Below are 12,258 nucleotides of genomic sequence, written 5' to 3'. Positions count from 1 at the left end.
ATACATTATTGCGATCGCTCTTGAGTAAACCTATATCTTTTCTAATCCTGCTTAGGTTTTGACTTTTTCCTACCAAACAAACTAGTCATACTTAACCCAGTCACCAACAACCCCAAAAGTCCCAGCCCGTTCAAAATTGGGTAAATTCCTTGTAAACCAAAGATTTCACCGCGATGAATTGAAAGCAATAGACTACGTGGAACCCCAAGGTTAGCTGACCACTCACCCACCAGCGTAGCTGCGATACCAGTTAACAATGTTACAAAAAGCGGTAAAGCTAGAATAATCGCCAGAGTGCGGTGGTACTTGCGAAATGAACGCATGATCAAAAATCTCCAGTGGAAATTATCTTAATGATTTCTCACCCCTTGGAAACAGTGGCGATATTTGAGTTAAGCGTCTGTAACCCCTCAAGAGCTTTTGCTTTATCTTTTGCTTTCAGCGCACCCTTCACCTGAGTTGCAGCATCTTCAATCGCATTATAGGTTTTGGAAGATTTAGTTTTGACACCATCCTCAACCTTAACCCAAGCGTTTTCAAACTTGTCAAACTCTTGTTGGGCTTTATCAAAATTCCCTGCTTCCACAGCAGTTTTTGTATTTGAAACAACACTGACCAAAGCATCAAAACCTCCCTGTGTAGCACCAGGATTTTTAGATACTGTTGTCCCTCCAGTCGTTTCAGTAGTAGCAGGGGTCTGGGTAGTAGATTGTTGAGAGCTATTGCAGCCTACCAATGTCAGTAAACTAATTGCAATAACAGGAATGATGTAAATAAAATTTTTCACGTTCAATCTCCGATAAATTATCTTAATAATTTCATTAATCAAAACTAATGTTGGTCAATACGAGTAGCTAACCAAAACGGAATACCAATCCCAACGAACTGAGCAACAATCATATTAATATTTGCTTGAACGACAAAAATATCTAAAGGTTCAATTAATTGACTTGACCTATAAATTGCTGCTCCTTGAGGAACTGATAATGTTTTTCCTAATAGGGTTCCAATTACGACCTCAACTCCTACCAGAATTAACAACATTCCTAGCAAATTTATTATTACTCCAGTTTGCAAAGTACGAACTGTCTCCTTTCGACTTGGATGTAAACTAGACTCAGGAGCTTCAAGTTGCCGAGAAAGACGAGTATAACGAAAAAACCAATAGATACTGGAACAAAGTATTAAGATTCCACCAGCTGCGGAAAATAAACCTAACCCAGACTTAACATTTATATTGAGATTAGGATCTGCAATAGCAAACAGCAAAACTAGTCCAGAAGCAACTGTTAAGACTAACTGTGTCCAAAACCCAATCCATCCAAAAGTACGAAGGTTTACAGCAGCTTGCTGTCTAACTGAGCTTGGCGAGTTTGAATTTGACTTTAACACATTCAATTTCCTCATAGGGCAATGTATTTTTAGCTTGAATTGCGCTTGTTATTAGCTTCAACAATTACTATTTATCTTCCATTTTGGAAATTTATTTCGGATAAAAAGGTATTCAAAAAGTAATATGCTATCAAGATATTATCAGCTATGTACTGTTTTTAAGTTTATTTTTTTTCTAAAAAGTCACATTTTTTAAACTTATTTATTTTAAATAGATAATAGATGATATGAATTATCAATTATCTGGGCAGATATTTCTGATAATTTACCTTCTATAAGTTGTAACTGTTCTTGATGGGCTTTCAGAAGTCGCATAATCTCAACAATTTCATCTTCCCGTAACAGATTCATTTTATCGTGTAGCAATTCAATTTCTAATTCCGCTTTTTTATTTACTTCATAGTCATATTTCGCATCTTGGCGATCAATGGTAGCTTGACGATTCTGACTCATCATAATGATGGGTGCAGTGTAAGCTGCCTGAAAGGACAACATTAGGTTAAGTAAGATAAACGGATATGAGTCCCAATGCTTGATGTAGGCTGTGACGTTAAGAATAATCCACAGTATGAGCAAAGCACTTTGAATGAGAATAAATCGCCAAGAACCGACGGTATCAGCTACTATATCGGAAAACCTGTCGCCTAGAGTCGCCGGAGGCTTAGGCGGATTCTGTGCGGGTTTGTGTTCACGTAGACGCTGTAATAGTCTATACTCCTCTGTACTAACGCGGGTGCGTAAAGGTTTTTTTTGCACGTTGGTGAGAGTTTTTGGTCGTGGGTTTACTAAAGTATATTAGTATTTTGCTGTGACTAAACGTTCAGTAATTACAGCAGTCCAAATCCAAAAAATTCCAAAAGTAGCCCAATCCTATCTATAATTAGTTGCTAATGTAATAGTCAACTAATTTGTGTATCTAGAGCTTGTTTTTGTAAATACCAATATCTCAAGCATTGAGCGTACTCAAGTACCAGAAAGTCTACGTATTACTATTTAAAGACCTTCTCTAGATTATCCACTTCATCTAGTACAGGGGTAGCAAGACGACCATAATCTTTAGATGATTTCGCAGCCTCAACACTAGCAACAAGTCCATCAAATTTCTGTACTTGTGCAGTTCCTCCACGTGCTAAGATAGATAGTCTGACTGCATTCCAGGTGCGGCGCATCTGTGACGCAGTTGTTCTCAGCTGGCTTGTATTTCCTGTTGCTGACCAAATTTCCAACTCGCGTCCATAGTAGTCAAGTAGCGTTATCTCAATTGGTACTTTTGGTTCAAATTCCTTGGTAATATTGGCAGCGATTAACGTCACTTGGTTAGCATCACGCATTGCAGATATGCGATTTTTAGCGGTGACAGTACCTTTGAGTGCTGCTATTTTAGAATCCAACTGTACTAATTGTGTTTTATTATCACCCTTGATTTCGGTATGTAGACTTTTTGCTGCATTTTCAAGCAAGGTAAGATTAGCTGTGGCTTTTGTCCAATCATTGGCTTTAGCCATATCGTAGATGCTTTCACCATATTCACCCACTTGACCCAGAGAACTTGGTACTTTATCATCATTTACCTCAGTATCATCATCGTTAGTTGCGTCTGACTGTTCTCTGTTTTCATCGATTTTCACATCTTTATCCTTACTAATAGTCATTTGAGTGCTACTGTGATGCTGCGGTATGATTACAACAGGTAACTGGGATTGATTTGTAGAGATAGCTTTTGCTAAACCACCGATACCTAAAGTACTAAGCAAAGAGCCGACAAGAATGATTTTTGTTGAGTTATTCATAAATCCTATATGTTTCAATCTGTATTTGTAGTTTTACTGTAGATTGCATTTGTCAAGAACTTGGAAAGTTTTGACTGAGTATACAAAACTTTTTCAATCCTTCTGTTACAACTCAGATACTGTTATCAAATTATTTTTTATAGTTTCAGCCAATCTTTTCAAGTTCTTGACTTTTTATATTTAAAGTAAAACTGTAGCAACTCAAAAACAGGTGTAAATAAAACAAATAATAATAACTGTTTTAGATTGCTCAAAAAACAAAATTTTCCAGGATTAACACACATGAAAACTTCAAAAAAAATCGCTTTAGCAGCTGCTTTAATGAGTATTTTAGGTGTTGGTGCAGTGATCAAAACTGTAAGTGCCTCTCCTTCTCAAAACAGTGTACAAGTAGCTCAGGCTAGTGATGGAGATGGCGAAGCTAATGACGCTACAGAAGCTCCTGAAATCATGAAGAATGGTGTTCATCACACTAAAATAGCTCAAGCAAGTGATGGTGATGGTGAAACTAATGATGACCAAGAAGAACAGCAAGAGGACAAAAAACTACAAGCTTTAGCTAAAATTACGGCAGAACAAGCTAAACAAGCTGCTGAAACTTCTGTCGGTGCTAAAGCTAGTAGTGTAAAACTCGAAAATGAAGATGGTAACTTAGTTTATGCTGTAGAAATTGGTCAAAAAGAGGTGAAAGTTGACGCTGGTAATGGTAAGGTTCTCTACACTGAGAATGCTAACCAGGAAAGTGATAAAGATGAAGCTTCTCGTCCAAAGAGTAGCATTCAAGTTACGGAGAATAATAACGAAGGGGAAACAAATGAAGGTAGTAAGTAGGGTTATTTATTACTAGTCATAAATGATGCGTAGCTGTAAATAGCTAAATACGAGGTTGTTGAATCAGCTATTTTCAACAACCTCCTTTATTTGTACGCAAATGATTACATTCATGTTTGATTGAGCAGGTGTATCAGTTGTATCATATTTTCTCTTGCGATCGCTCATAAATTTAAAAAATTATGCCGCGTTCGCTTTAGCTATAAAGTCATAAAAAAATTAAGTCATTCATCTGAATCTTTCCAAGTTCTTGACCTTTGCTGCTTATAATCACAAACCTATATTTCAGATAAATTTGCACATGAATATTTCAATTAATCTAGCTATGACTATAGCTTTCATCAACATTTTGGGCTTTGGTGGTCAGTTGCTTGCATAAGAGCATGATTGCTTTGCGATGGGCTACGCCCCGCCGGAAGCGATCGCTAAATGACTTTTATGGAGTACCGCGTGTGGTAACTATGAGGAATGTAAAGTAAAATGCGTCTATTCCCCGTATTAGTAGCAGTAGTGGTAATTGCAATTCCTTTAAGCGAATCCAAGAATGCAAATGCACAAACTGCTGACAGTTTAAAACAGACAACAAAGGTTTTTACACCAACAATTAATCAGCAACCGGAAAAAGACTCTGACACCACTCTCTCTCAAAAGAATGCGAACCCGCCTGCGACAATACCTGGATTTACCACAAGTCCAGGAAATACTCAAACCAACAAAGCCCCAGAAGTAAATGAACCTCGCGTGCTAGTGTCAGAAGTAGTTGTCAGACCTCAAGCAGGACAATTAACACCAGAACTAGAAAACCAAGTTTACAAAGTCATTCGTACCCAACCAGGACGAACTACAACGCGCTCCCAACTGCAAGAAGATATTAACGCTATATTTGGTACTGGCTTTTTCTCCAATGTTCAAGCAATGCCAGAAGACACTCCCAAGGGAGTAAAAGTAAGCTTTGTAGTGCAGCCTAACCCTGTTCTGACTAAGGTAGAAGTGCAAGCTAATCCTGGCACAGGTGTTCCCTCTGTATTACCTACTAATGCTGTCGATGAAGTCTTTCGTGAGCAGTATGGTAGAGTCTTGAATTTGCGTGACTTAAAGGAGAGTATCAAGCTATTAACTAAGCGGTATCAATACCAGGGTTACGTGCTAGCCAACGTGATTGGAACACCGCAAGTTGCTGAAAACGGAGTTGTCACCCTGCAAGTAGCAGAAGGGGTAGTAGAAAATATTAGAGTCCGGTTTCGCAATAAAGAAGGTCAGGAAACAGACGAAAAGGGACAACCAGTAAGAGGTCGAACACAGGAGTATATCATTCAGCGCGAATTGGAGTTGAAGCCGGGACAAGTATTCAACCGTAATACTGTGCAAAAAGACTTACAACGGGTGTATGGACTGGGGCTATTTGAAGATGTAAATGTCTCCCTCGACCCTAGTGCTGACCCCAACAAAGTAGATGTAGTAGTGAATGTGGCCGAACGTAGTGGCGGTTCGATCGCTGTTGGAGGTGGCATTAGTTCTGCTAGTGGACTGTATGGCACTGTTAGTTATCAGCAGCAGAACCTAAACGGAAGAAACCAAAAATTAGGTGCAGAAGTACAGGTGGGACAGAGGGATTTGTTGTTTGACTTACGATTTACAGATCCCTGGATTGCGGGAGATCCTTATCGAACTTCTTACACCACTAATCTTTTTCGCCGTAGCTCCATTTCGTTGATTTTTGATGGCAAAAATGATGATATTAAGACCTTTGAAGCGGGAAAAACGAATGGCGATCGCCCCCGTGTCCTCCGTCTAGGCGGCGGTATCACCTTTACCCGTCCCCTGAGCAATAATCCTGACAAAAATTCTGAATGGACGGCTTCAGCAGGTTTGCAATATCAACGAGTTTCCACCCGTGATGCCAATGGCAACATCAGAAAAGAAGGAACCGTGTTCAAGAATGGAATAGCTACTGAACTAGTTCCACTTAGCAAGTCTGGACAGGGTGAAGACGATTTGCTGTTGTTGCAACTAGGGGTACAACGCGATCGCCGTAATAATCCCTTACAACCTTCTAGCGGTTCGTATCTGCGCTTCGGAGTCGATCAGTCAGTACCAGTAGGACTAGGCAATATTTTTCTCACCAGGTTGCGAGGTAATTATAGTCAATATTTTCCTGTCAACTTTATTAGTCTTACCAAAGGGCCACAAACCTTAGCATTTAACTTGCAGGGTGGAACTATTCTTGGTGACTTGCCTCCTTACGAAGCCTTTACCCTTGGTGGTAGTAACTCCGTTCGGGGTTATCAAGAAGGAGGATTAGGTAGTGGACGTACTTACATACAAGCCTCGGCTGAGTATCGCTTCCCTATTTTCTCAGTCGTCAGTGGCGCACTATTTTTTGATGTTGGTAGTGATCTCGGAAGTAATACCAAATCAGCTGAGGTACTGAACAAAAATGGTAGTGGCTACGGTTATGGTCTTGGTGTACGCGTACAATCGCCACTAGGGCCAATTCGCATTGACTACGGCATCAATGGCGATGGTGACAACCGCATCAATTTTGGGATTGGCGAAAGGTTTTAGGTTTTCAGCAGTCAGTAAAAATGTATTGTTTACACTGACTGCTGATTATTTTATTTGAGTTTATCCTTGCTTGCAAGCTCAAGCTTTCGATGAAGGGAATACCTGATTGAGAAATAATAACCCAACTAAGAACTTAATTTCGAGACTAAGTTTATAACGTCACAAGATTGGCAAATAATTGTCATAACAAGTTTTTAATATACACAGGTTAGAAGGACATAGGAGAAGGTAGATTAAAAAATCTGTAGCTTTAAAAAGTATATGAACGGATGACGCAGATAGCATTAGTAAAATATTAGGATTGAGCATGGCTTATTTGATCAATCTCTTGCCGATTAGACAACTTTATCACCTGAGTCGCGATCGCTTAACTCGCTATATTGTCGCAGTTGTATCAGTTGTAGTCGCGCTACTGCTGACACTGCTGTTACAGTCTTTGGTAAAATCAACAGTTTTCTCTCTATTTTTTGCTGCTGTAACTTTTAGTGCTTGGTATGGTGGTTTAGGAGCGGGATTGCTTGCAACTATTTTGTCAGTTTTAGCTAGCAACTTTTTCTTAACACCTGTAGCTGACAATTTAGTACTTCGGCACGGTGCGAATCTTCTACATTTGGTCTTATTTAGTATAGTTGCGTTGCTCATTAGTTCGCTCAATGCTGCACTTCGAGTTGCTCGACAACGAGCCGAAGCAAATTTAGCCAAACTTCAACTCAGTGAAGAGCGGTATCGTCATATTGTCGATACGGCTTATGAAGGTATCTGGTTATTGAATGCACAGTTGCGAACTGAATACGTTAACCAGCGATTAGTTGAAATGTTGGGTTATGGTATGGAGGACATAAGCGATCCCTCTTTTAATGAGTTGATGGCTGAAACGGTTGGGAATGAAGTTGAAACAATCTTGGCACAATGGCAACAAGGTAGAAGACAACGATTTGATTGTCGTTTTACCACTCAAGACCGCTCTAATTTGTGGGTCATTGCTTCTAGTACGCCAATTTTTACCGATCGAGGTAATTTTAACGGCGTACTATTAATGTTATCTGATATTACCGAGCGTAAGCTAGCAGAAGCAGAAAGAAACCAGTTACTAGAGCGAGAGCAATCTGCACGAGCAGAAGCGGAAGCCGCAAATCGTAGTAAAGATGAATTTCTCGCAATCCTTTCTCATGAATTGCGATCGCCCCTCAACCCGATTCTAGGTTGGGCAGAGATACTGCAAAGCAAAAAATTAGATCGAGAGACTACTAATTACGCTCTTCAAACTATTGAACGTAACGCCAAATTGCAAACTAAATTAATTGAAGACCTACTGGATGTATCTCGGATTATTCAAGATAAAATAACTCTAGATTTACATCCAATCAATTTAGTATCTACTATTGAGTCAGCAATAGAAATGGTGCGATTACTAGCTGAAGAAAAAGCAATATTTGTATCATTTTCAATGATAGATTTAGAAAATAAAAATGAATTACTTAGTTCTCATACTTGTTTATCATTAAATAACTTCAAAACTTCCTCACAAAAATATTACGTTTTAGGTGACTCCAAACGTTTACATCAAATCCTGTGTAATTTGCTGTCTAATGCGATCAAATTTACACTACAAGGAGGTCGTGTAGATATTGAGTTATCTATAATTAGTACTTTAGAAAAGTATGAATTAGCAGACTCAACACAAAAATTTGCTCAAATTCAGGTGAAAGATACAGGTATAGGTATCAAGCCTGAGTTTATACCCCATGTTTTTGAATCTTTTCGCCAGGCAGATAACGCTACAACGAGGAATTTTGGTGGGCTAGGATTGGGACTAGCAATTGTTCGCCACTTAGTAGAACTTCACAGTGGAACTGTGGAAGCTCAAAGCATGGGAGAAGGACAAGGAGCAACTTTCATTGTCAGACTACCACTTCTACAAAATAGGGAGGAGATAGAGAAAAATCATCATTCAAAAGCCCTTTCAAATTTGACTTGTGCCTCATCACTTTTAGCAGGCTTAAAAGTTTTAGTAGTAGATGATGAACCTGATATTCGGGAGTTGCTTGTTTTTATCTTAGAACAACACGGGATGCACGTCTCTACAGCTGCATCGGCTGAACAAGCATTACAAGTTCTGGCAAATTCAGAGCAAGATTTACTCATCAGCGATATTGGTATGCCAAATGTAAATGGTTATATGCTGATGCAGGAAATTAGAGCGAGTGAAGTGAGACAATATAGCCAGATTCCGGCGATCGCTTTAAGTGGTTATGCCCGTGAATTAGATAAAAAACAGGCGCAGTCGGCAGGTTTTCAAAAAAGTTTAGCTAAACCTGTAGAACAAGCTGAGTTAATTGCAGCTATTGCAAATCTCACAGGGCGGAGTTTTTAAGATTTACTAGGTTTAGACTGGCTTTACCTGGGCAATAATGGGCTACGCCTTGCTATAAGCGATGCTTCCGGCAACATAACGCACTTTAGATATAGTTGAATTCCACTAAGTACACTGAAGATTCAGTTTGATTCACAGACAGTTTTTAAACTACCCATTCATCTCCTACCATACCTGCAAAATTGACAGTGAGATGAATGAGCCTTTTAAAAAAAATCTACTGTTGAAATACTTTTCGGAGATTATTGACTTCACCTTGTACAGGTGCGGCAAGCAGACTATATTCAGTAGGAGAACTAGCTGTCTCAACTAAAGCAATTAGAGTGTCGTCGAACTTCTGTAATTGAGGTGAACCGCCGTGAGATTGGATTGAAGGACGTAAAGCTTCCCAAGTCTCTCGAATTTTACCAGCAACATTTTTTAATCTAGCCGTATTCCCATCGGCTGCCCAAATTTCTAGTTCACGACCATAGTAGTCTAGCATTGCAACCTCCAAAGGCATTTTAGGTTCTAACTGCATTGCTAGTTGATCGGCGATCGCACTAACTTGGTTAGCATCGCACATCGCTTGATGGTTTTTTGCTGCAACCGTACTTTGCAAAACTGTGATACTTGAGTCAAGGTTGGCTAAGTTGACATCAGTTTTTCCCTTCTCTGTTTTAAGGTGATCTGATAGAGCTTTAAGTAGCGATAAATGGTTTTTTGCTTCTGTCCAATTGTTGGTTTTAATCAGGTTGTAGATAGTCTTGCTATACTCGCCGATTTGATTTAGAGTTGCTACTTGTTCATCTTTGCTCACTATTGCAAATGCCTTTGTACCATTAACATCATCATTACTGTCACTAACTTCGATGACAGGGACACTAATCGGTGATGGAGATGCGTAAACTGATTGTACTGATAGACTTAAACTCAAAGTTCCAACCAAACTAGCTTTCAAAATAAGATTGATAACAGGTTTCATACTCATAACCTCCGTTATTGTGATTTTGCAACTCTGCTCTGTATCTGTCGCTAGCAAAGCACTGTAGAAATTGCTTTTTCTAGACTTTATCAGTCATGTGTGACAAATTCTTTACAAAACTATAAAAAAATAGTCACATTTTTCTCTTTATCTGATTTGCAAATTGTGTCTGCAAGGTTTCACAAGTATTTCTCGAAGACAAAATAATTTTTTCAAATCCTGATAAATCTTTCCAAGTTCTTTACTTTTACTAACTAACTTGAAATTACAGCAGAATTCAGAAGTCAGTTCGCGTTAGCTTTCTCGTTCAGTGTTAGCCGTTCCCGAAGGGTAGAGTAGACAAATGAGTTTTGTGACTAGCTTTGAAACCTTGAAGGTATACTTCACTAACTTTAAATCTGCTGTAATAGATTTTCCAAACAAGGAGATACACCCTTATGACTAATAAATTTGTGAAACTTGCTTTATCTATTGCAGCCTTAAGTCCATTGTTATTCTCTTCTATAGCACCAGCTAATGCCCAAGCATCTACTGCAAAAATACAAAAAACAAACGCACATATTTCAACGCAATATCATCCCAAAAATGTCAATGCTATTAAAACGATGCGAGCAACCACAGCAGCATCTAAATCAACTAAACTTATTAGTTATTCACCTCAAACAGCACCAATTCTCCGATTAAGAAGCCGAGGCAAAGCAGTAAGAGAGATTCAGGCATTCTTGAAAACAAAACAACTCTACAATGGAGCAACTGATGGAGTTTACAGTAAAAACACACGTTCTGCCATTATTGCTTTTCAGAAGTCTCATAATTTGAAAGCTGATGGAGTTGTTGGAGCAAAAACTTGGTCTGCCATAGTTCACTAATTACTTAAATAATACAGTTTGCTTTTTTAGCATAGTTTACCAAAAGAGGGGAGGAGGCGAATGTTGCTCGCCTTCTCCCTTTGCTAACAATCATTAATATTAAGTAAATTTATTCCTAATACTTGAATATATTGACAAAATTCACACTGCCAGAAATTTACAATTTACAACTAAATTCACATAATACAAAAATTAGCCCATATCAGAATAAAATGTTTTGATATTTTGTAATATGGAAATCTTAATTGTTGAGGATAAATTTGAAATTTCTCGGTTAATCCAGTTTTCTTTGGAAGACGCAGGATTTTCTTGCCATAGTTGTGGTGACGGGCTTCAAGCATTCCAAATAATTCAAGAGCATCAACCGAACTTAATCATCCTCGACTTGATGATTCCTAGTCTCAATGGCTTAGAGTTGTGTGCCAGAATTCGACAAAAACCTGGTGCAAAAGACCCCTACATCTTAATGTTGACGGCTAAGAGTGAGGAAATAGATCGTATTATTGGCTTGTCTACTGGTGCTGATGATTACTTGGTCAAACCTTTTAGCCCCAAAGAGTTAGTAGCCAGAGTTCGGGCGCTTCTGCGACGTAGCTTGCGTCAACCAGAACAACATCAAGTTTACCGTACCCAACATTTTCTGCTCGATATAGAGCAACACTCCGCTTTGCGTCAAATGAACCCTAATTTTTCAGAAAAAATAGATTTAACAAACTTGGAATTTAACTTACTAACTACTTTTGTTAGCTATCCTAATCGAGTTTGGAATCGCACACAACTAATAGATAAATTATGGGGTAGTGAATTTTGTGGGGATGAACGAGTAGTCGATACACTTATAGCTCGGTTACGAAAAAAGATAGAACCTGATTCAGCAAATCCCACTTTTATTAAAACAGTCAATGGTGTTGGCTATAAATTTGAAGACTGACCTCTTTAGTAATTATATTGGTGAACGAACGCCGTTTTTTGTATATATATCTACTAACAAACAATTGAAACAAGGATAACACAGTATTATCACAACTATTCATTACTGTGAAAATACTCAATAAACTTTGCTTGATAGTTATGGAAAAGTATCTCTCAATAAGGCGTTCAATTCCCATCTTTATTGTTGCTAGTTTTGGATTAATAGCAAGTCCAGATGTGGCAGTTCTAGCAGCAACTAGTAAATTTAATCCTGAATCTGACTCATTAGCTTTAAATGTTGAGTATGAAAACGAGCTTAACAACCTCAATGATACTGACGCTGCTTATGTCAGAGCCATTAGAGAACATTTTGATTAAAATGTGAGGTCGATTGCTTAAAATTAGTTACATAAGGGATGGGTTGTATTCCCATCCCTTAATTTTTACTATACTAATGGTACTAAACAAAATATTATTGACAATTAATCTTTTCTAATTATTGACTTTTATTAAATATATTGATGTTACAAAAATTAAAAATATAGATTTAAGCAACCTACA

The 12,258-nt window shown here is 38.4% G+C and carries 12 protein-coding genes; 6 read left to right on the top strand and 6 right to left on the bottom strand.

Annotated features, from left to right (window positions below; translation table 11 throughout):
• Window positions 1-41 precede the first annotated feature (41 nt).
• The 5 genes from NIES593_RS00535 to NIES593_RS00515 form a co-directional block, all read right to left on the bottom strand.
• Entirely contained in the window at window positions 42-323 is a 282-nt protein-coding gene (locus NIES593_RS00535; protein ID WP_073597729.1) for a peptidase, read from the bottom strand.
• A gap of 38 nt (window positions 324-361) precedes the next feature.
• Window positions 362-787, bottom strand: a complete 426-nt coding sequence (locus NIES593_RS00530) for a DUF4363 family protein (RefSeq protein WP_062243144.1) — start codon at window positions 785-787, stop codon at window positions 362-364.
• Window positions 788-831: 44 nt separating this feature from the next.
• Complete coding sequence (locus NIES593_RS00525; RefSeq protein ID WP_073597728.1) at window positions 832-1,407, bottom strand: DUF3611 family protein; 576 nt, start codon at window positions 1,405-1,407, stop codon at window positions 832-834.
• A gap of 192 nt (window positions 1,408-1,599) precedes the next feature.
• Window positions 1,600-2,148, bottom strand: coding sequence for a DUF1003 domain-containing protein (locus NIES593_RS00520; protein ID WP_073597727.1), 549 nt, complete (start codon window positions 2,146-2,148; stop codon window positions 1,600-1,602).
• A 233-nt stretch (window positions 2,149-2,381) separates the two neighbouring features.
• Window positions 2,382-3,182 (bottom strand): hypothetical protein, encoded by an 801-nt coding sequence (locus NIES593_RS00515; RefSeq protein WP_073597726.1) that lies wholly within the window; start codon window positions 3,180-3,182, stop codon window positions 2,382-2,384.
• 282 nt (window positions 3,183-3,464) lie between these two features.
• On the opposite strand from NIES593_RS00515, the gene NIES593_RS00510 reads away from it, so the two are divergent.
• The 3 genes from NIES593_RS00510 (at window position 3,465) to NIES593_RS00500 (ending at window position 8,952) form a co-directional block, all read left to right on the top strand.
• Window positions 3,465-4,013, top strand: a complete 549-nt coding sequence (locus tag NIES593_RS00510) for a PepSY domain-containing protein (RefSeq protein WP_073597725.1) — start codon at window positions 3,465-3,467, stop codon at window positions 4,011-4,013.
• A gap of 480 nt (window positions 4,014-4,493) precedes the next feature.
• Window positions 4,494-6,578 (top strand): BamA/TamA family outer membrane protein, encoded by a 2,085-nt coding sequence (locus NIES593_RS00505; protein WP_073597724.1) that lies wholly within the window; start codon window positions 4,494-4,496, stop codon window positions 6,576-6,578.
• A 307-nt stretch (window positions 6,579-6,885) separates the two neighbouring features.
• A complete protein-coding gene (locus NIES593_RS00500) occupies window positions 6,886-8,952 on the top strand; it encodes an ATP-binding response regulator (RefSeq protein WP_073597723.1) in 2,067 nt (688 codons plus the stop codon).
• A 217-nt stretch (window positions 8,953-9,169) separates the two neighbouring features.
• Here NIES593_RS00500 and NIES593_RS00495 read toward each other — a convergent pair whose 3' ends face one another.
• A complete protein-coding gene (locus NIES593_RS00495) occupies window positions 9,170-9,916 on the bottom strand; it encodes a hypothetical protein (RefSeq protein WP_073597722.1) in 747 nt (248 codons plus the stop codon).
• Window positions 9,917-10,353: 437 nt separating this feature from the next.
• Here NIES593_RS00495 and NIES593_RS00490 point away from each other — a divergent pair, with 437 nt between their 5' ends.
• The 3 genes from NIES593_RS00490 (at window position 10,354) to NIES593_RS00480 (ending at window position 12,075) form a co-directional block, all read left to right on the top strand.
• Window positions 10,354-10,785 (top strand): peptidoglycan-binding domain-containing protein, encoded by a 432-nt coding sequence (locus NIES593_RS00490; RefSeq protein WP_073597721.1) that lies wholly within the window; start codon window positions 10,354-10,356, stop codon window positions 10,783-10,785.
• 232 nt (window positions 10,786-11,017) lie between these two features.
• Window positions 11,018-11,716 (top strand): response regulator transcription factor, encoded by a 699-nt coding sequence (locus NIES593_RS00485; protein ID WP_073597720.1) that lies wholly within the window; start codon window positions 11,018-11,020, stop codon window positions 11,714-11,716.
• A gap of 140 nt (window positions 11,717-11,856) precedes the next feature.
• On the top strand, window positions 11,857-12,075 hold the full coding sequence (locus NIES593_RS00480) for a hypothetical protein (RefSeq protein ID WP_073597719.1): 219 nt from the start codon (window positions 11,857-11,859) through the stop codon (window positions 12,073-12,075).
• Window positions 12,076-12,258 lie beyond the last annotated feature (183 nt).

The organism is Hydrococcus rivularis NIES-593 (assembly GCF_001904635.1).
Classification (GTDB): domain Bacteria; phylum Cyanobacteriota; class Cyanobacteriia; order Cyanobacteriales; family Microcystaceae; genus Hydrococcus; species Hydrococcus rivularis.
This window is presented reverse-complemented; position numbering and strand designations above follow the sequence as displayed.